This is a genomic window from Phytohabitans rumicis, from assembly GCF_011764445.1.
Lineage (GTDB): Bacteria > Actinomycetota > Actinomycetes > Mycobacteriales > Micromonosporaceae > Phytohabitans > Phytohabitans rumicis.
In genome coordinates this window covers 744,068-761,130 of sequence record NZ_BLPG01000002.1, presented here as the reverse complement: position 1 = coordinate 761,130, position 17,063 = coordinate 744,068, and the positions used below count along the sequence as shown (strand labels likewise).

The 17,063-nt window shown below is 73.8% G+C and carries 22 protein-coding genes and 1 pseudogene; 12 read left to right on the top strand and 11 right to left on the bottom strand.

Translation table 11 applies throughout. The annotated features are described in order from the left end of the window. The first annotated feature begins 5 nt into the window (after positions 1 to 5). Positions 6 to 529, top strand: a pseudogene (locus tag Prum_RS47125) (DNA mismatch repair protein MutL). A gap of 25 nt (positions 530 to 554) precedes the next feature. Continuing rightward, on the top strand, positions 555 to 1,844 hold the full coding sequence (locus tag Prum_RS47120; RefSeq protein ID WP_173085992.1) for a hypothetical protein: 1,290 nt from the start codon (positions 555 to 557) through the stop codon (positions 1,842 to 1,844). Here the strand turns inward: Prum_RS47120 and Prum_RS47115 are convergent. The 3 genes from Prum_RS47115 to Prum_RS53340 are packed head-to-tail and all read right to left on the bottom strand — an operon-like array spanning position 1,831 to position 2,799. Further along, on the bottom strand, positions 1,831 to 2,289 hold the full coding sequence (locus Prum_RS47115; RefSeq protein WP_173085990.1) for a hypothetical protein: 459 nt from the start codon (positions 2,287 to 2,289) through the stop codon (positions 1,831 to 1,833). The genes Prum_RS47120 and Prum_RS47115 overlap by 14 nt on opposite strands. A 37-nt stretch (positions 2,290 to 2,326) precedes the next feature. Next, complete coding sequence (locus Prum_RS53345; RefSeq protein ID WP_246278811.1) at positions 2,327 to 2,539, bottom strand: anthrone oxygenase family protein; 213 nt, start codon at positions 2,537 to 2,539, stop codon at positions 2,327 to 2,329. Then, complete coding sequence (locus tag Prum_RS53340; protein WP_246278810.1) at positions 2,488 to 2,799, bottom strand: anthrone oxygenase family protein; 312 nt, start codon at positions 2,797 to 2,799, stop codon at positions 2,488 to 2,490. Before Prum_RS53340 ends, Prum_RS53345 begins: the two co-directional genes overlap by 52 nt. Positions 2,800 to 2,947: 148 nt before the next feature. On the opposite strand from Prum_RS53340, the gene Prum_RS47105 reads away from it, so the two are divergent. The 3 genes from Prum_RS47105 to Prum_RS47095 all read left to right on the top strand — a co-directional run bounded on the left by Prum_RS47105 (position 2,948) and on the right by Prum_RS47095 (position 5,424). After that, positions 2,948 to 3,847, top strand: coding sequence for a TIGR04222 domain-containing membrane protein (locus Prum_RS47105; protein ID WP_173085988.1), 900 nt, complete (start codon positions 2,948 to 2,950; stop codon positions 3,845 to 3,847). A gap of 606 nt (positions 3,848 to 4,453) precedes the next feature. Further along, positions 4,454 to 5,146, top strand: coding sequence for a SanA/YdcF family protein (locus tag Prum_RS47100; RefSeq protein WP_173085986.1), 693 nt, complete (start codon positions 4,454 to 4,456; stop codon positions 5,144 to 5,146). Then, positions 5,143 to 5,424 carry a hypothetical protein gene (locus Prum_RS47095; RefSeq protein ID WP_173085984.1) on the top strand — a complete coding sequence of 94 codons (282 nt, stop codon included), beginning with the start codon at positions 5,143 to 5,145 and terminating at the stop codon, positions 5,422 to 5,424. Before Prum_RS47100 ends, Prum_RS47095 begins: the two co-directional genes overlap by 4 nt. Before the next feature lie 11 nt (positions 5,425 to 5,435). On the opposite strand, the gene Prum_RS47090 is transcribed toward Prum_RS47095, so the two are convergent. Beyond that, positions 5,436 to 6,104: a phytanoyl-CoA dioxygenase family protein gene (locus Prum_RS47090; RefSeq protein ID WP_173085982.1), complete on the bottom strand. Its 669-nt coding sequence runs from the start codon at positions 6,102 to 6,104 to the stop codon at positions 5,436 to 5,438. A 327-nt stretch (positions 6,105 to 6,431) separates the two neighbouring features. Next, positions 6,432 to 6,881: a bleomycin resistance family protein gene (locus Prum_RS47085; protein WP_173085980.1), complete on the bottom strand. Its 450-nt coding sequence runs from the start codon at positions 6,879 to 6,881 to the stop codon at positions 6,432 to 6,434. Positions 6,882 to 6,942: 61 nt separating this feature from the next. Between Prum_RS47085 and Prum_RS47080 the strand changes: the two genes are divergently transcribed. The 3 genes from Prum_RS47080 (at position 6,943) to Prum_RS47070 (ending at position 9,559) form a co-directional block, all read left to right on the top strand. Beyond that, on the top strand, positions 6,943 to 8,328 hold the full coding sequence (locus Prum_RS47080) for a hypothetical protein (protein ID WP_173085978.1): 1,386 nt from the start codon (positions 6,943 to 6,945) through the stop codon (positions 8,326 to 8,328). A gap of 80 nt (positions 8,329 to 8,408) precedes the next feature. Next, a complete protein-coding gene (locus Prum_RS47075; RefSeq protein ID WP_173085976.1) occupies positions 8,409 to 9,197 on the top strand; it encodes a hypothetical protein in 789 nt (262 codons plus the stop codon). A gap of 8 nt (positions 9,198 to 9,205) precedes the next feature. Continuing rightward, the gene (locus Prum_RS47070) at positions 9,206 to 9,559 is read left to right on the top strand and encodes a hypothetical protein (protein WP_173085974.1); all 354 of its coding nucleotides are present in this window, start codon (positions 9,206 to 9,208) and stop codon (positions 9,557 to 9,559) included. Here Prum_RS47070 and Prum_RS47065 read toward each other — a convergent pair. The 3 genes from Prum_RS47065 to Prum_RS47055 are packed head-to-tail and all read right to left on the bottom strand — an operon-like array spanning position 9,537 to position 12,320. Continuing rightward, a complete protein-coding gene (locus tag Prum_RS47065; protein ID WP_173085972.1) occupies positions 9,537 to 10,205 on the bottom strand; it encodes an ABC transporter permease in 669 nt (222 codons plus the stop codon). The genes Prum_RS47070 and Prum_RS47065 overlap by 23 nt on opposite strands. A gap of 1 nt (position 10,206) precedes the next feature. Beyond that, a complete protein-coding gene (locus Prum_RS47060; RefSeq protein WP_173085970.1) occupies positions 10,207 to 11,583 on the bottom strand; it encodes a DUF1349 domain-containing protein in 1,377 nt (458 codons plus the stop codon). Next, positions 11,580 to 12,320 carry an ABC transporter ATP-binding protein gene (locus Prum_RS47055; protein WP_173085968.1) on the bottom strand — a complete coding sequence of 247 codons (741 nt, stop codon included), beginning with the start codon at positions 12,318 to 12,320 and terminating at the stop codon, positions 11,580 to 11,582. Before Prum_RS47055 ends, Prum_RS47060 begins: the two co-directional genes overlap by 4 nt. Before the next feature lie 90 nt (positions 12,321 to 12,410). Here Prum_RS47055 and Prum_RS53335 point away from each other — a divergent pair, with 90 nt between their 5' ends. From Prum_RS53335 to Prum_RS47045, 3 genes are read left to right on the top strand one after another with little or no spacing between them, the layout of a single operon-like run. After that, entirely contained in the window at positions 12,411 to 13,034 is a 624-nt protein-coding gene (locus Prum_RS53335) for a sensor domain-containing protein (protein ID WP_246278809.1), read from the top strand. 35 nt (positions 13,035 to 13,069) lie between these two features. Then, complete coding sequence (locus Prum_RS53330; protein ID WP_246278808.1) at positions 13,070 to 13,657, top strand: sensor histidine kinase; 588 nt, start codon at positions 13,070 to 13,072, stop codon at positions 13,655 to 13,657. Then, positions 13,639 to 14,295: a response regulator transcription factor gene (locus Prum_RS47045; RefSeq protein WP_173085966.1), complete on the top strand. Its 657-nt coding sequence runs from the start codon at positions 13,639 to 13,641 to the stop codon at positions 14,293 to 14,295. The genes Prum_RS53330 and Prum_RS47045 overlap by 19 nt, the downstream gene beginning before the upstream one ends. 25 nt (positions 14,296 to 14,320) lie before the next feature. Here the strand turns inward: Prum_RS47045 and Prum_RS47040 are convergent, their stop codons facing one another. Next, entirely contained in the window at positions 14,321 to 14,896 is a 576-nt protein-coding gene (locus tag Prum_RS47040) for a cadmium resistance transporter (protein ID WP_173085964.1), read from the bottom strand. A gap of 26 nt (positions 14,897 to 14,922) precedes the next feature. Further along, positions 14,923 to 15,243: a YciI family protein gene (locus Prum_RS47035; protein WP_173085962.1), complete on the bottom strand. Its 321-nt coding sequence runs from the start codon at positions 15,241 to 15,243 to the stop codon at positions 14,923 to 14,925. A gap of 101 nt (positions 15,244 to 15,344) precedes the next feature. Here Prum_RS47035 and Prum_RS47030 point away from each other — a divergent pair, with 101 nt between their 5' ends. Next, entirely contained in the window at positions 15,345 to 16,151 is an 807-nt protein-coding gene (locus Prum_RS47030; RefSeq protein WP_173085960.1) for a hypothetical protein, read from the top strand. Here Prum_RS47030 and Prum_RS47025 read toward each other — a convergent pair. After that, positions 16,132 to 16,974 (bottom strand): ROK family protein, encoded by an 843-nt coding sequence (locus tag Prum_RS47025; protein ID WP_173085958.1) that lies wholly within the window; start codon positions 16,972 to 16,974, stop codon positions 16,132 to 16,134. The genes Prum_RS47030 and Prum_RS47025 overlap by 20 nt on opposite strands. Positions 16,975 to 17,063: the final 89 nt, after the last annotated feature.

Here is a 17,063-nt window from a genome sequence, read left to right as displayed (position 1 = left end):
GCCGCATGCGGCTGCGTGGGTGGGTGCCGGTGGTCGGCTGGTGCGCGGCCACCCTGGCCAGCATCGGCGTGGCCACGGTGGCGCTCCAGCCGGTGCTGCGTACCGCCACGCCCGGCGTGGCCGCCCCGCCAGTCGAACGGCCCGCGGCGGCACCCTCCGTGACGACAGGCGCGCCACCGGTGACGCCTCCTTCTCCTACGCCCTCACGGAAGCCCTCCGCCACACGGGCCGCCACCACCCCGGCGCCGGCCGCCGCCACGGTGGACGGATGGACGGTGACCACCGGGGCGGACGGGCAGACGACGTACACCCGGTCGTTCCGGGTGGGCGGCGGCCAGGCGCTGATCCGGATGACCCCCGGCCGGGTCCAGCTGGTCACCGCCACCCGAACCCGGGCTACTCGGTCGACACCGTGCAGAACGAGCCGGGCAACCTCGCGGTCCAGTTCACCGAGCCCAACCACTACTTCATCATCCACGCGGTCTGGCACAACGGCCCCTTCGCCGAGGTCAGCGAGGTGGGGAGCTGACGGGCCGCCGGGTAGGTTTCGGGGCGTGCCAGCTGATCGTTCCGAACGCCGGGGCTCCGTCGGCCTCGCCGGCCTGATCGGCGCCCTGGCCGGCGCCGCGGTCACGGCCTCCTGGGGTACGCGGGCCGCGCTGCTCGGGGCGCTCGCCGGTGCCGCGCTCCTGGTGGCTTCCGAGGCGGTGGCCCGCGCCCGGCAGCGCCCCGGCGAGATCCCCGCGCTGTGGTCGCGGATCGTCATGAGCGCGGCCCTGGTGGCCCCGCTCGGCTGGGCCGCCGGGTGGCTGACCGGCGCGGGCCCGGTGCTGGTCGGCGTGGTCACCGGCGCCGTCGTCGGGCTGCTGGGTGTCCGGCCGCACAAGGTGGTGCTCGGCCCGGTGCTCGGCGCCGCGATCGGCTGGGCGCTGTCCGCCGGCGACTGGGCGGCGCCGGCGGCGATCGTCTCGGCCACCACGGTGGTCGCGTTCCGGACTCTTTCCGCCCTGATTTTCCGCGACCCTCAGGTGAGCCTGCTCGCCGAGGAGGTCGACCAGGAGGAGCTCCCGTTCGTGGTGCCGCTGGAATCGCGTACCGCGTATGTCGGCACCGGCTACGTGCGCGAGCTTGCCGAGGTGCTCGGCGGCGGATACCGGGCGGACGCCCCCGACGTCGGCATCGTCGCGGACTTCGACGAGCTGGCCGGGCCGGGGTTCGACCCGGCCGCCGTCGACCCGCGGGTGCGGGAGTTCTACGAGCACACCACCCGCTTCACGCTGGACATCGTGCCCCGGTGGCGGCTGTGGGTCCGCCCCGGCTACCTGCTGTACCGCGGCCTGCTGGCGCGCCCGCTCGGGCAGGCCAACGTGCCGATGAACCAGAAGGAGACGCAGCGCGGCGTGCGCAGCCGCATCGACACGATCAGCCCGGGCCAGGACGGTGCGGTGGCCGTCCGCGGCTGGATCCGCTCGTTCGCGGACACCGACGAGCCGATCTACGTCGGCATCTACACCACCTACCGGCACGCCGGTCGCGGGTACGTCAGCGTGGGCTTCCCGCTGCCGCACGCCAGCTTCACGGCCACCCTGGAGCCCCGACCGCGCCCGGACGGCGGCCTGGTGCTCAGCAGCCGCAGCGACCTGGACCAGCCCGGTCACTACCTGACGTACATCGACCCGGACTCCCGGCAGCTGACCACCCTGGCGGTGCACGGCTTCGCCGAGCAGCTCGACGTGTACGTCGCGGGCGGCGAGCTGCGTGCCGAACACGCCTTCTGGGTCTTCGGGCTGCCGTTCCTGGTGCTGGACTACACCATCCGCCGCAAGCCGGTTACGAGCGGCTGAACGTGGCCACCCAGTTGACCTCCCAGGTCTGCCCGCCGTCGGTCGAGAACGCCTGCTCCCACCGCGGCCGCGGGGTGTCCACTTCGGACCACCGGTAGCGCACCCGGATCGGCGTACCCTCCCAGGTGTCGTCGCACTCGAAGGTGCCGACCCCGTCCACGAAGCGGCCGACGACCGGCACGTCGAGCTGCCCGCCGCTGGTCTTGGCGGCCCACCAGATCCGCCACACGCCCTCGTCCGGGTTGTACAGCCGCAGGGTGAGGCCCTCCATGTCGCGCTCCGGGGCGCGCAGGACGTCGAAGACGCCGTTGCCGTCCAGCAGCACCTGGCAGTCGAGGGTGGCGTCGAACTCGTACCACTCGTCGCTGCCGGCCAGCGCCTTGACCAGCCGGCGCTGGCGGCTGGTCCAATGACCGGTCAGGAAGTCGAAATCACTGTTTCTCATGCCGGCCACCGTAGGGCCGTACCCCTGACATCTTCTGTCATGATTGCCGGACCGCCGCGACCAGACAGCCGAACGCCCCGGTGCTCAACACGACGCGGACCCAATTCCACGCCACCCAGCGCGCCTCGTTGAAGTCCTTTCGGACCCGCGCCAGATCGCCGATGGTGTCCGGGTCGCCGGCCGCCTTGAGGGCGTCGTTCAGCGGCACGTTGATGGCCACGGTGATGCCGACCGTGACCAGATACAGCACGAACGCCACGACGATCCAGGGCAGGGCGCCTTCCCCAGATACAGCAGTGCGGCGAGCCCTATGAGGACGAGCGAGCCGAAGAAAAGACCCATGAACAGCGGGTTGATGATCGCCCGGTCGGTCGCCTGGAACGCGCCGACAAACGTCCGGTCGTCCGTGCGCCCCAACCCCGGCATGTAGGCGTTGGCGTAGATGAAGAACACCCCGGCCATGAGCCCCGTGGTCATGGTGGCCGCGAAGAGCACCGTACCCGTGAGCACTTTCTTGCCTCCTCCGAACCTTTCAAAATTCTCTCAAGAATGGGGCGCCCGCGGCGCCCATCGCGCGATCCGCACTCACACTGACCACCATGATTGGGTACGCGGTAGAAGGCAACACCTGGGGATCAGCGGGCCCGCGTTCCTCGTGATGTATCTCGTGCTGGCGATCGGCACGGTCGTCGGGGTGCTGGTCCACCGGCACCGGGTGCTCGCCGGCATTCCCGGCGTGTCCGCCAACTCCCTGGCCGCGCAGGAGATCGCCTACTTGCAGGGCGGGCCCGAGCTGGCGATCTACTCCGCGCTGGCCGCGCTGCGCTGCGCCGGCGCGGTCGGTACGTCGCCGGCGCCGGACCGGTTCCTGGTGCCGACCGAGGCGCTGCCGGCCGGGGCCAGCCCGCTGGAACGTGCCGTGTACGCCGCGGCCGGGACCTCGCGGCGCACCGGCCAGCTCGCCGCCGACGCCGGGGTCGCCGCCGAACTGGCCCGCCTGCGCGAGCGCCTGGAGCAGATGGGCCTGCTGCCCGGCGTGGCGGCGTTCGGTGCCCTGCGCACCGGCCGGCGCGTCCTGCTGGCCGTGCTGCTGCTGGGCGTGGCCCGGCTGTTCGCCGGCATCGCCAACGACCGGCCGGTCGGGTACCTCGTGGTGGCCCTGGTTGCCCTGGCCGTGGTAATCGTGTTGCTCTACCGCCGGCGGCCACGGCGTACCCAAGCGGCCGACCACGTCCTGACGGTGCTGCGCGGCGGCAACACGCACCTGGCGCCCGCGCAGCACCCGGCCTGGACCCTCTACGGCGCGACCGGCGCTGCCACGGCGGTCGCGCTCTTCGGCACGCCGGCGCTGTGGGCGGCCGACCCGGCGTTCGCCGCCGAGGCCGACGTCCGCAGGCGGTTCGCGGCCGCGTACGTCGGCGCCGGCTCGTCCGGCGGCGCCACGAGCGGCAGCACCAGCGGCGGATACAGCTGCGGCGCCGGCTCAGGCTCCAGCAGCTGCGGCTCGTCCGGCAGCGACAGCGGCGGAGGCGGCGGCGGTGGGGGCTGCGGCGGCTAACACCCCCTCCCCCTCCCAGCCACCCTCGTCCGCCCGCGCCCGCGCCCGCGCCCGCGCCCGCCCCGCGCCGCGCCCGCGCCGCGCGCCGCGCCCGCCTCCCCGCCGTCGATCAAGGGCGAATGGTCGTGCTTTGATCTCCAATCCACGACCGTTTGCCCTTGGTCGACGCGGAATTCCTTGATCGGTGGAGTGCGGTGCCGCGGGGGAAGTGGGACGGCAGCCCGCTGCGTGAGTGGGGCGCCCGAGGCCGGGTAGTTAGGGGAACCTCGGTACAGCGCAAGACGCGCCGGTGGCCGCGTCGTTCCCCGACCGCTCGGACGGTAGCCCGATTGCTGCGGCGATCATGAGGTTAGCGTTAGGGCAAGCGCTCTCCCCAACGCTAACCTCATGATCACCGCGCGGGTTGGCGTCGATCGCCTCCGCCCCGCGTGTGGCGGTCCGCTGTGCTCCGCCCGCGTGCGTCGATCAAGGACTTCTGTGCGGATCAAGGGCATACGGTCGTGGATTAGAGATCAAACCACGGCCGTATGCCCTTGATCGACGCGGAGAAGCCTTTGATCGACGCACGGCGGGGCGGGGTTGACGGGGGGTGCGATTGTGAGGGCCATGCTGAAGATCCTTCGCGCACGCCCTTGGGTGCGGCGCTGGGTGCGCCGGGCCGTACGGATGGGGGTGGCCGGCACGGCGTTCGCGGTCGCTGCCACCGCCGCGAGCGTGGCCTGGGTGCGGATCAGCGCCGACGGGCACATCTACACCGAGCAGAGCGTGCCGGAGGCGCCGGTCGCGCTGGTGTTGGGCGCCCAGGTGTACGACGACGGCACGCCCTCGCCGTTCCTGGCCGGCCGGCTGGAGGTCGCCCAGCGGCTGCTGGAGACCGGAAAGGTGCGCGCGATCCTGGTCTCCGGCGACCACATGCATTGGGAGTACAACGAGCCGGGCGCGATGCTGCGCTGGCTGACCAGCGCGGGCGTACCGTCCGAGAAGGTCGTGCTGGACCACGCCGGGTTCGACACGTACGACTCGTGCGCCCGCGCCCACCGGATCTTCGGCGTGCAGGAGGCGATCGTGGTGACCCAGACGTACCACCTGCCGCGGGCGGTCGCGCTGTGCCGGCGGCTGGGCGTGGCGGCCTACGGGGTCGGGGACGACTCGGTCAAGCGGTACCGGGTGCCGTGGCTGATCAGCTCGACCCGGGAGCACGGCGCCTGCGTCAAGGCCGTGTACGACGCGGTGTCCGGCCGCGACCCGGTCCACCTGGGCCGGCTGGAGCCCGGAGTCGACGAGGCGCTGGCCCGATGAGCGCCGGGGACGACGAGCGGGACGGCAACCCGTACCGCCGGTTGCCGCCGCGGATCCGCCCGACGGGCAGCGAGCAGGACGTGACCCCGCCGCAGGCGGTGCCGGAGGTGAGGTCCACGAACCCGTTCTCGCCCGCCGGCCAGGTCGAGGCGTACGGCCAGATGGCGGACTTCGCGATCCGTACGCCGAAGCGGGACTGGCGCCGGACGCTCCTGCTGGCCGTCCTCGCGCTCGGCCCGCTGGTGCTGCTGGCGCTGTGGCTAACCGAGAAGCTGTAAAAAAAGAGGAGTCAGACGGTCGCCGGCTCCTCCAGGGCGGCGGAGAACAGGTGCCGGACGTGCGGCGCCAGCCCTTCGTACAGCTCGCGGTCCAGGTTGAGGTCGAGGTGCCCGTAGTTGTGCGTGAGCCCGTCGCGGAAGTAGCAGATGGCCAGCATGGTCCGCGGCCGGTCGGTGTGGTTGACGGTGCCGCGGTGCATCAGCGCGGGGTCGCGGATCAGCACGTCGCCGGGATCGAGCGCCACCCGCCGCGAGGGAAACAGCGACGCCAGCCACTCGAAGTCCGGGTTGCGTCCATCTTGGACGGTGTCGTCGAAGCCCAGCTGCCCGCGGATCACGTCGTCGCGCCACAGGTGGCTGCCGCACGGCCACACCTCCAGCGGCCCGTTGTCCAGGTCGCAGCGGTGCAGCGGGACGTTGACGACGTAGCCGCGCGGCTCCCAGGACAGCCCGGGGTCCATCTCCCGGTGCGGTGACTGGATCTCCGCGCCGTTGAGGCAGGTGTCGCTGGAGACGAACTTGCACTGGTAGTTCGGGCCGAGCATTCCCCGCAGCAGTTGCATGGCGAACGGGTTCGCCAGCACCCACGGGCTGTCGAACGGCGCGCGCAGCCGGGGAAGATGCGCCAGCGGCGGTTGCGCTCCCAGAACACCGCCCGCGTCCGCTGGGCGATCCGGCACTGGATGCCGGCCATGTGCAGGCTGTCGCCGTCCGCGCTGGCCAGGCAGTCGGAAAAGACATCGGTGAACGCCGCGTCGGTCGCCGCGACGACGTCGGTGGGCAGCGCGCCCCGCAGGACCACGCACCCCCGGGTGTGCAACAGCAGCGTGGCCAGCCGGGCGTTGTCGGCGGACAACTCGCCCGACGCCCGCTCCCGCGCTGAGATGGCGACGTCCACGTCCTGCCCCGCCGTTCCCGAGAGCACGTCGTTGTCCCTTCGTCGCTGCTGGGTACGCGGGCCCAGGCTAAGACGGGCGACTGGAATGCGGGTGGAGTGCGGCTAAAAGCTAGTGCTCATGGCCATGATCGTGACCGTGCGGATGGTCATGATCGTGCTGGGCGCCCCGGCTGATGCGGAAGACGTGCCCGTCCGGATGCCGGATGTGCATCTCGCGTACGCCCCACGGGTGATCGGTGGGCGGCCAGGTGACCTCGATCCCGCCCGCGAGGCACTGCTGGTGGACGGCGTCGACGTCGTCCACCCAGATCGACATCCACACGCCGCGGTCGCCGGTCTGGTCGCCGTCCGGCCCGAACGTCGCTGTCGCCTCCCCGCGCCCGCGTCCACCCTGCCCGCCCTCGCACAGGAAGATCTCGCAGTGCCCGGACCGGACCGCGCCGAAGGTCGGTGGATCACCCCAGTCCCATGCCTTCTGCCAACCGATCATGCCGAACCAGCGGAAGCTTTCTTGCAAGTTGGTCACGTTGAGGATGGGGTTGAGTCCCAGCGCCTTCATGATTCGAGGCTAGCGGTAGCGTGGCCAGGTTCAGGGCGGCGCGGTCGTATGGAGGATGGGCATGTCCCGTGGTGGCGAGCTGTTCGCGGTACCCGAAAGGATGACGACGCAGCCGAGCTTCGACGTCACGATGCGCGGCTATGACAAGCGGCAGGTGGATCGGTACGTCTCGCAGCTGGAGAGCGAGAACGCGGCGCTGGCCGGCGAGCGGGACCACGTGGTGGTCCAGTTCCAGGAGCTGAACCAGCAGGTCCCGCAGTTGCACATGGAGCTCAACGAGCTGCGCCAGCGGCCGCCGCAGATCGACCGGGCGTCGTTCCGCGACCTGGGCCCGATGGTCGACCAGATCCTGGCCCTCGCCGAGAAGCAGGCCGACGCGATCACCAACAACGCCGCGCAGCGGGCGGCCGACCTGCAGGCCGAGGCCGAGAAGGTGCTCGTCGACGCGCGGGAGCGGGCCGCCCAGACCCTGCACGAGCTGGAGGAGGAGCTGGCCGCGCGGCGCGCCGAGGAGCAGGAGCGGCGCGAGGAGCGCCGGGCCGCGGCCCAGGCCGAGTTCGCCGAGCTGCGCGAGCTGGGGGAGCGGATGCGGGCGGACGGGGAAGCCGCCCGGCAGCACGCTCAGCAGGAGGCGCAGCGGATCAGCGAGGAGAGCGCGCAGCGGGCCGAGCAGGCGCGGGCCGAGTTGGAGGCCATGATCGAGGCGACCCGGGCGCAGCTTCAGCAGGAGGTCGACGCCGGCCGCGCCCAGGCCCAGCAGGAGCTGACGCAGTGGCAGGCCACCGTGGAGCACGAGATCGGGGAGTTCCGGGCGGCCGCCGACCGGGACCTCACGCAGCAGCGCTCGGTGGCCGAGCAGGGCAGCGCGACCCTGCTGGCGGAGGCGCAGCAGCACGCGGCCGACGTGCGGCGCCGCGCGGAGGAGCAGGCCGCCGCCCACCAGCAGCACCTCGTGTCCGTCCAGCAGGAGATCCGCGCGCAGCGCCAGGCGCTGACCCAGCTGCAGGGCGAGACGGAGTCCGCCCAGCAGCGGCTCGCGCAGACCCGCCAGGAGGCCGCGGCCCTCGAAGACGAGGTCGGGCAGTTCCAGCAGCGGCTCGGCGAGGTCCGCGAGGACCTGGCCACGGACCTCGCCCGGCTGGAGGAGGTGCGGGGCGCGGCCGAGTCCGCCGACCGGCACGCCAAGGAGGTGCGGGCCCGGGTGCAGCGCGAGGCGAAGCGGGTGGCCGACCTGGCCGCGGCCGCGGTGATGGCCGCCGCCGCGGGGAACGTACAGACCGGCGAGTTCCCGATGGTGGCGGCCCGGCAGCCCGCCGCCCCGCCCGCGGACGTGACCTCCGAACTGCCCGTCGGCCCGCCCGCGCGGCAGCCGGAGGCGGTCCCCGTACCGGTGCCGGCGGAGCCCGAGCCGCACCACAACGGTGCCGGCCCGGCGCTGCCCGGGTGACGCGGAACGGACAGTTGCCTTGCCGGGACGGCCTCCGGGCATAGCCTGGAGGCCACACAGCCGATCCTTCGGTGGGCATCATGTACGCGTTCGACACCTCAAGCCGTTCCCGGAAAGCCGCCAACACCTGGCAACCGGCCGGGCGGAGCTCGGCACCGGTGGCGGTCTGGCCCGGCCGCCGGCCGGAATCGCCCGGCGCCGGACACGACCTTTCCCGCTTCGCCGTGCTCGACCCCGGCGAGGCGTCGATCCCCGTCCTGGGCCAGGACGACGAGAAGGTCGAGGCGCCCGACGCGGGCCTTGGGCCGGTACTGGCCCAGGCGCCGGCAGCGGGCGGGGACGCCTGCGCCGCGCCGACCAGCATGACCAAGGTGGTGTCGGGGTCGTTCCAGGGCGGTTTCTCGCTCGACGACTACTATCCCGACCTCGTGGGCAAGGGCTACTGGGGCGGTGGTGCGGGCACCGCCGGCACCTTCGACACGGGCCGCCGGGTCGGGGCCAAGGTACAGCTCTTCGGGACGATCTCGGGCCCCTGCGATTCGTCGAAGTTCTCGCTGGCCCAGTCCGTGACCCGGACCCGCGACCGCATCAACGGCGTCACCGACCCCACCGAGGGGCAGACGTTCGACGACATCGCCAAGTCCGGCCGCGACGCGTCCCGAGCCCCGTTCCGCCAGGAGTGGCTCGGCGGCGGCCTCAACATCTCGATGGCGGACCCGCCGAGCATTGGCTACGGCGCGACCACCAACGCGGAGTGGGACCGGGACTTCGTGACCTCGCTCATCGGCCCGGGCGGCCGCCAGTCGGTGTCCTGGTCGCTGTCGATCAGGGTCACCAGCGGGTCGGTCACCAGGAAGACCGTCTCCTAGCGGGCCCGATGGATGGCACCGCGCACCCCCGGCGCGTCGAGGAGCTCCTCGACACGCTGGGCCGGCTGGAGTCACCCGCGTCCGAACTGGGCACTCCGGTGCTGGTGCCGAGCGCGGCCGTGGATGAGCTCGTCGCAATGGGCCCGGCCGCCGTACCTGACCTGCTTCGCCACCTGGAAGGCCGGCCCGCCAAGGTGGCGGCCTACCTGGCACTCGTGTTGGGCAGGATCGGCGACCAGCGGGCCGTGGCGCCGCTGCGCCGACTGCGTGGCGCGTACCGGGCCCGCGCGCCCAAGGACGAGTGGGACTACGCCGTCATCGGCCAGTGCGACCTGGCCATCAGGGCGTTGCGGACCTCGTGAGGAGGAAGGCGGCGCCCACCGCCAGCGCGACGGCCGCCTCGGCGGCGAGCACGCCGAGGCCGGCGGTCATCGGGGCGTACGCGTCGATCCGCGCGCGCCAGGCCGCGTCCGCGACGAACTGGGCCAGGATCGGCGGCAGGTAGAGCAGGCCGAGGACGGTGGTGAGGGCCGGCGCGGTGTGCCGGAGCGCGGTCGCCGCGCCGAGACTCAGCAGCGCGGCGAGCACCAGGTGCGGCACCGCCGTGGCGGCGGCGCGCAGGGGCACGCCGTACCCGTGCGAGTGGCCGGCGAGCAGGGCGCCGGCCACCCCCACCAGGGCGCCGGGGAGCACCGCCGCGGCGACGGCGGCCGCCTTGGCCACCAGCACGGTGAGCCGGCGCGGGGTCGCGGTGAGCGTCGTGGCGATCAGGCCGCTGTCGTACTCGCCGGCGATGACGAGGACGGCCAGCGCGACGGCCGGCGCATGTCCAAGGTGGACACCGGAGAGGACGAGCGCGGTGGTGTCGCAGCCGCCGGCACACGCCGTGGTGCCCGGCTCCGCGAGGGCGGTGACCGCGAGGGTCAGCCCGATGGTCAGGGCGGCGATGGCCAGCGGCAGCCGGGCCGTGGCGGGTGCGGTACGCAGCTTGGTCCACTCGGCGTGCATCTCACGCGTCCCGGCGACGCAGCACGGCGTACCCGAGCAGGAGTGTGAGCCCGGCGTAGCCGCACAGGACCGCGAGGCCGGTCCACGGACGGCCTGCCCAGGGCAGCAGCAGCGCGTCGTCGCTCTCGCGGACCTGCTGGAGGGAGAGCCCGGCGAGCGGCGCCAGCCGCTGCACCCACCGGCCGGCGTCGGCCGGCAGGAACGGCGTGACGACCAGCGGGACGAGCAGTGCCCCGGCGAGCACCGCGATCGTGCCGGCGCCGCGCCGCAGGATCGCGCCGAGGCCGACGCCGAGCACGGCGACCAGCGCGAGAAACGCGGCGGTCCCGGCGACGACCCGCCAGACCGCCGGGTCGGACAGGGCCGGATCGGGATAGACGGGCGGGCGGAAGCCCTGCCGCCGCAGCAGCGGCTGGCTCACCAGCAGCGCCAGCGCGGTGCCGGCGAGCCCGGCGGCGAAGGCGGCGCCGCCGGCCACGACCGCCTTCGCGGCGAGCACCCGGCCGCGCCGGGGGCTGGCGGCCAGCGTCGTCCGGATCGCGTGGCCCCGGTACTCCGACGTCGTCACCAGCGCGCCCAGCGCGACGATGGGCAGCACGCCGAAGATCGTGCCGGCGGTGGCGGCCACGATCCGGCTGCCGTCGTCGGTCCGGCCGACGATGTCGCCGGACCCCGTCAGCGTGAAGGCGCCGTCCGGGTCGGGCGCGGCGGGACCGGACCGGTCCGCGGGCCCGCCGACGTCCGTGCCGCGCCAGGCCGCCGCCGGCTGCGGCGTCTCGGTCTCCAGGCGCACCGAGTCGAACGTCGCGGAGCCGGGCCGGATCCGCACAAGAGCGGGACGCATGGGTACGACGCGCGTCATGCCCGGCGACGTGACGAACAGGCCGGCCTGCGCGCTCGGCCCGAGCGCGTCGAGCGTGACGGTGCCGACCGTGCTCCACGCGGTGCCGTCGGCCGACTCGTACCCGGTGACGGTGGCACCGGCGCGGGTGAGCCTGAGCCAGCGCGGGGCCGGGCGGCGGCTGCCGGCGAGGTCGGTGGTGAAACCCGACTGGAGCCGTACGCCGTGGCCGGGGGTGACCATCAGCGCCGCGTACGGTGCCCCGGGGGTGGCGCTCTGCTTGAGCAGGATGCCGGCCATCGCCCACGGGTGGCCGCCGTCCTGGGTGCGGACGCGGGCCACGAGCGTGCCGTCGCCGGTCAGCGGCCGGTGGACGAAGCGGAACTCGTCGACGTAGGCCGCGCCACCGAAGGTCCCCGGGCTGCCGGACGAGATCACCACCGCGAACGCGGCGATGGCGCCGGCCGCGGCGAGCAGGCACCAGGCCAGGCCCGGTACGGTGCGCAGCTTGGTCCACTCGGCGCGCAGCAGGCTCACGACGCCCGCCCGTAGTCGACCGCGTCGCGGGTCAGCTCCAGGTACGCCTGCTCCAAAGTGGACGCTCCGGCGGTGAGGTCGCGCACACTCGCGTCGGCCAGCAGCCGTCCCCGGCCGATGACCACGAGGTGGTCGGCGGTGTCGGCCAGCTCGCTCATCAGGTGGCTGGACACGAAGACCGTCCGGCCCTGGGCCGCCAACCCGCGCAGCAGGCCGCGGACCCAGTGCACGCCCTGCGGGTCGAGGCCGTTGACCGGCTCGTCGAACATCAGCACCGGCGGGTCGCCGAGCAGCGCCGCGGCGATCCCGAGGCGCTGCCGCATGCCCAGCGACATGTCGCCGGCCCGGCGCCGGGCGACCGTGGCGAGCCCGACCAGCTCCAGCACCTCGTCGGTGCGCCGGGCGGGCAGGCGGTTCGACTGGGCCATCCACAGTAGATGGTCGCGGGCCCGCCGGCCGGGGTGCACCGCGCCCGCGTCGAGCAGCGCGCCCACCCGGCGCAGCGGGGTCCGCAGGTCCCGGTACGGCTGGCCGCCGACCAGGGCGGCGCCGGCGTCCGGCCGGTCCAGTCCGAGGATCATCCGCATCGTGGTGGACTTGCCCGCCCCGTTCGGCCCCACGAACCCGGTCACCCGGCCAGGTTCGACGGTGAACGACAGCCCGTCCACGGCCACCGTCCGCCCGTACGCCTTGCGGAGGCCGCGGCACTCGATGCTGACCCGCTCGATCGTGTCCATCGGCTCATCGAAGCCGCCGCACGCCGCCGGCACAGGAGGCCGCGGCCGCATCTTGGGGGAGGGCTAGCCCTACCGCGTACGGTGTCGGGCATGGCACGGCCCGGGGCGAGCACGGCGCGGCAGGCGCTGCGTGACGGACCGTGGCGCCTGCTGGCCTCGCCGTGGCCGGCACGCGCGCTGGCGTACCTCGTCTCGGGGGCGGTCGCCGGCGCCGTCACGCTGGTCTGGCTCCCGGCGGCGCTGGTGCTGGGCCTGGGGGTGGGCACGCCGCTGCTGACCGCGCCGCTGGTCGCCCTCGAACGGCGCCGGCTGCGGCTGCTCGGCGGCCCGGCGCTGCCCGACCCGCACCGCCGCCCGGACCGTCCCGGGCCGGTGGCCTGGCTGCGCACCCGGCGCGCCGAGCCGGTCACCTGGCGGGAGCTGGCCTACCTGGTCCTGCACGGCACGGTGCTCCTGCTGCTCGACGCGGCCGCCGTCGCGCTGGTGTGCGCGCCGGTGCTGCTCATCGGGGCGGGCGCGTTCGCCCGCTCCGGTCCGGCTGCGGCCGAGCCGGCCGACGTGGTGGCCGCCTTCGTCGTGGCGGCGCTGGCCGCGCTCGCCCTGCTGGTGTTCGCCCTGCTCCTGCTGTACGCCGTGCCGCTCGCCGCGGTGGCGCACGGCGAACTGGCCCGGCTGCTGCTCGCGCCGGGGAGGAGGCCGCGGTCCGTACGCTGACCCGCTCGCGGGCCCGGCTGGTCGACGCGTTCGAGGTGGAGCGGCGGCGCATCGAACGGGACCTGCACGACGGGGCCCAGCAGCGCCTGCTGGAACTGGGCATGACCCTGGTCGCCGTCCGGATGGAGCTGGACGACGGCGACGCCGAGGCCGCCAAGCCGCTGGTGCGGCGGGCCGCCGACCAGGCCGGCGCGGTCCTGGCCGAGCTGCGCGAGCTGGTCCGGGGCATCCACCCGCGGGTCCTCACCGACCTCGGCCTGCCCGCCGCGATCGCCGAGCTGGCCGACCGGTCCACCGTGCCGGTCACCGTGACCGTGGACCTGCCCGACCGGCCGCCGTCCACAGTGGAGGCGACGGCGTACTTCGTGGTCGCGGAGGCGTTCACCAACGCCGCCAGGCACGCCGGCGCCACCCAGATCGCGGTGCGCGGCGGCCGGCGCGGCGCGCGGCTCGTCATCGAGGTACGCGACGACGGGTGCGGCGGTGCCGACCCGGCCCGGGGCACCGGGCTGACCGGGCTCGCCGACCGGGCCGACGCGCACGGCGGCGCGCTGACCCTGTCCAGCCCGGTCGGCGGGCCGACCGTGCTCAGACTGGAGCTGCCGTGGCCCGGCTTCGCCTAGTCATCGCCGACGACGCCGTGCTGCTGCGCGAGGGACTGGTGGCGCTGCTGGCCCGCTTCTCCCACGAGGTGGTCGCCGTCGCCGGCGACGCGGACGGGCTCGCCGCCGCCGTCGCCGAGCACGCGCCGGACATCGTGGTCACCGACGTGCGCATGCCCCCGACGTTCGCCGACGAAGGGCTGCGGGCCGCGCTCGCACTGCGCCGCGACCATCCCCGCCTGCCCATCCTGATCCTGAGCCAGTACGTGGCCGCCGCGTACGCCGACACCCTCTTGGCGTCCACTCCGGACGGTGGCGTCGGCTACCTGCTCAAGGACCGCGTCCTGCAGGTGCGCGACTTCGTCGACGCCGTCGAGCGGGTGGCCGCCGGCGGCTGCGTCATCGACCCGGAGGTCGTACGCCACCTGCTGGCCCGGCGGCGCAGCCCGCTGGCCCGGCTCACCCCGCGCGAACGCGAGGTGCTCGCCCTCATGGCCGAGGGCCGCTCCAACGCGGCCATCACCAGGGCGCTGATCGTCAGCGAGAAGGTGGTCGGCAAGCACATCAGCTCGATCTTCACCAAGCTCGATCTGCCCGCCGACAACACCGACGACCACCGCCGGGTACGCGCCGTGCTCGCGTACCTGCGCTCATCCTGACTGGGCTTTGTCCGATTCGGTGCGCTCAGCCAGCCAGGATGAGCGCGCCGACGGCGATGAACACGGCGGGGACGATCCAATGGCCGTACCGGCGCGCGCCCGCGATCACCTTCGGGTGGGAGGCGAGCAGGGACCCGGCCGCACACCACACCGCGACCAACACGGCGAACACGGCGACCGTCACCAGGCTGCCGGCGAGCCCGATAGTGCGCAGCAGCGGGGTGTAGACGGAGATGTTGTCGCCGCCGTTGGCGATGGTGACTCCCGCGACGGAAAGCAGCCCGGAGGCGGTCACCGGCTCCGGCGCGTCGTCGTCGTGGCGGAGCGCCGCGATCAGGCCGCGCACGCCCAAGGCGAGCGGGATCAGCCCGAGCAGCCGGATCCACCCGTCGGGGACGATCGTCAGGCCCAGCGCCGCGACGGCGGAGACCGCGACCAGCACCCCGATCCCGGCGTACTGGCCGGCCCAGATCTGCCAGGGCCGGGGCCGCCCGGCCGTGCGCGCCGCCAGGAACAGCACCGTCAACACGACCAGGTCGTCCACGTTCGTACCCGCGAACACCCCCACCGCCGCCGCGACGGTGCCGACCAGATCACCCACGAGCGGTCAGCGTACGGGCCGGCGCCTCACGCCTCCCAGAGCGGCCGGATCTCGATCCGCCCGCCGGTGGCCCCGGGGTGCCGGGCCGCCACCTCGATCGCCTCGTCCAGGTCCGCGCACTCGAGCAGGTCGAACCCGCCGATCTGCTCCTTCGTCTCCGCGAACGGCCCGTCCGACAGCAGCACCTCGCCGTCGCGTACCTCGATGGTGGTGGTGTCGCTGGCCGGGCGCAGCCGGGAACCGAACGTCCGCACGCCGCGGTCGTCCATCTCCTGCACCCAGGGCACGACCTGCGACGGGCCCTCATCCACGGATTCGTCCACGTAGACCAGCATCAAATATCGCATCGCCTCTCCTCGGTTCGGTGTGATTACCTCACCACCACGACGAACGACATGCCCCGCGATGGACACCCTCTCGCATGGATCATGGAGTGGAGAGACAGCCGATGACAGGCAACAGCGACGAGGCCCGCCCCGGATCGGCGCCCGGTTCGCGCGCGTTCGCGGGCACCATGTTCGCGGCGCTGTACGGCGAGTTGGTGCCGCATCCGTGGCTGGACCCGGACACGGACCGGGACGCGTACTGGCTGTTCTACCATCGGTCGCTCGCCATGGGGTGGCTCGACGAGGTCGGGGCGGCGGGCCTGTGGGGCATGAACGACGCCGACCGGGAGCACCCGCTCGCTGACGCCGGAGCGTCACTGGTCGCGTGGTTTCAGGTGGGGGCCGAGGAGGTGCCCGCCGGCCGGCCGCTGCCGGTGCAGCCGTTCCTGCGCTGCGCGGGTGACGCGGTGGCGCGGATGGGCCGCCTGGAGCTGACGGCGGTGCAGGTGTTGCTGCCCGTCCAGGGTCTCGACCCGTCGTCGCGCCCGGCGTACGGCCACATGCCGTCGCTGCAGACCGCCGCGTGGTACGGCGACGGTGACCCGCTGTCGCGGACGCCGGTGCGGGTCACATTGGACAGTGGCACGGATCCGTCCATCCGTTCGGCGGCGCCGGGGATGCGGGAGTGGATGAGCCAGGAGCAGGACACGTTCGTGTGCGAGTCGCATTCCCTGTCCGATCCGCCGCCGATGGCGCCCCCGTTCGACGACTGGTTCTGGAACGGCCCGCCCCGGCACCGGGTGACCTTTCACGGCACGCTCGCCGAGTGGTCGCTGGACGCGCTCGGCTGGCTGGGCGGCTTCCTCGCCGACCTGAGCGCACGGCACGGGGTCAGTACGCCGCTGCTGCTCACCGCTCGCCGGTCGTAGGCGGTGGGCGGTGCAGGGCGAGCAGTCCCGCGCCGACCCACCCGGCCTCGGCGCCGAGGCGGGCCGGCGTGATCGACGGCAGCTCGCGATGCTCGTGGGCGAAGGTGTGTCGCCGCATCGTCTCGCGCATCTGGTCGAGGTACAGGTCACTGGCCGCGACGAGGCCACCGCCGACCACGATCCGGCGCAGATCCAGCAGCGTCACCAGGACGGACGCGCCGACGCCCAGCCAGTGGCCCATGCGCGCGAACAGTTCGCGGGCGGCCGGGTCGCCCAGGCGTGCGGCCTCGGTGGCGGTCTGGCCGGTCACCCCCTGCGGGCCACGGCCCAGCCGCGCGATCAGGCCGTCCGGGTCCGCCGCCGCGGCGCGCCGTGCCGCGCGGGCGAGCGCCGGCCCGCAGGCCAGCGTGCCCAGGTTGCCGGCCAGACCGCAGCCGCAGCCGCAGAGCTCCGTGCTGCCACTGTCGACCGGCAGGTGCCCGATTTCCGCCCCGATGCCGGTGGCGCCGCGGTAGACCTCACCACCGAGGACGAAGCCGCCGCCGAGGCCCGAGCCCACGCACAGCATCGCCAGGTACCCGTCGGCGGCCCCGGGGCCGGCGGAGTCCGGAGTCTGGCGCGGAGCGACAGGCGCGGAGTCTGCCGGCAGCCGGGGCCGAAGCGAGCGCAGCGAGCCAGCCAGCCCGGCCCCGCCGGGCGGGTACGCCTCACCCCAGGCCGCCGCGTTGGCGTCGTTGTCCACCACCACCCGCAGCCCGGTGGCGTCCGCCACCAGCCGGCGCAGCTCCATGCCGTCGTATCCGGTGTTGAACGACCATCGCACCCGCCCGCCGGCCAGTCGACCAGCCCGGCGACGCCGATCCCGATGCCGTCGACCGCGTGGCGTCGCCGCACCCCGGCCACGATGTCGAG

What these genes read in the sequence shown, in the direction of transcription:
- Prum_RS47115 (WP_173085990.1), bottom strand. Translation starts at nt 2,289, where the DNA reads ATGAGAAACAGTGATTTCGACTTCCTGACCGGTCATTGGACCAGCCGC.
- Prum_RS47105 (WP_173085988.1), top strand. Translation starts at nt 2,948, where the DNA reads ATGTATCTCGTGCTGGCGATCGGCACGGTCGTCGGGGTGCTGGTCCAC.
- Prum_RS47100 (WP_173085986.1), top strand. Translation starts at nt 4,454, where the DNA reads ATGCTGAAGATCCTTCGCGCACGCCCTTGGGTGCGGCGCTGGGTGCGC.
- Prum_RS47095 (WP_173085984.1), top strand. Translation starts at nt 5,143, where the DNA reads ATGAGCGCCGGGGACGACGAGCGGGACGGCAACCCGTACCGCCGGTTG.
- Prum_RS47085 (WP_173085980.1), bottom strand. Translation starts at nt 6,881, where the DNA reads ATGAAGGCGCTGGGACTCAACCCCATCCTCAACGTGACCAACTTGCAA.
- Prum_RS47080 (WP_173085978.1), top strand. Translation starts at nt 6,943, where the DNA reads ATGTCCCGTGGTGGCGAGCTGTTCGCGGTACCCGAAAGGATGACGACG.
- Prum_RS47075 (WP_173085976.1), top strand. Translation starts at nt 8,409, where the DNA reads ATGTACGCGTTCGACACCTCAAGCCGTTCCCGGAAAGCCGCCAACACC.
- Prum_RS47070 (WP_173085974.1), top strand. Translation starts at nt 9,206, where the DNA reads ATGGATGGCACCGCGCACCCCCGGCGCGTCGAGGAGCTCCTCGACACG.
- Prum_RS47065 (WP_173085972.1), bottom strand. Translation starts at nt 10,205, where the DNA reads ATGCACGCCGAGTGGACCAAGCTGCGTACCGCACCCGCCACGGCCCGG.
- Prum_RS47055 (WP_173085968.1), bottom strand. Translation starts at nt 12,320, where the DNA reads ATGGACACGATCGAGCGGGTCAGCATCGAGTGCCGCGGCCTCCGCAAG.
- Prum_RS53335 (WP_246278809.1), top strand. Translation starts at nt 12,411, where the DNA reads ATGGCACGGCCCGGGGCGAGCACGGCGCGGCAGGCGCTGCGTGACGGA.
- Prum_RS47035 (WP_173085962.1), bottom strand. Translation starts at nt 15,243, where the DNA reads ATGCGATATTTGATGCTGGTCTACGTGGACGAATCCGTGGATGAGGGC.
- Prum_RS47030 (WP_173085960.1), top strand. Translation starts at nt 15,345, where the DNA reads ATGACAGGCAACAGCGACGAGGCCCGCCCCGGATCGGCGCCCGGTTCG.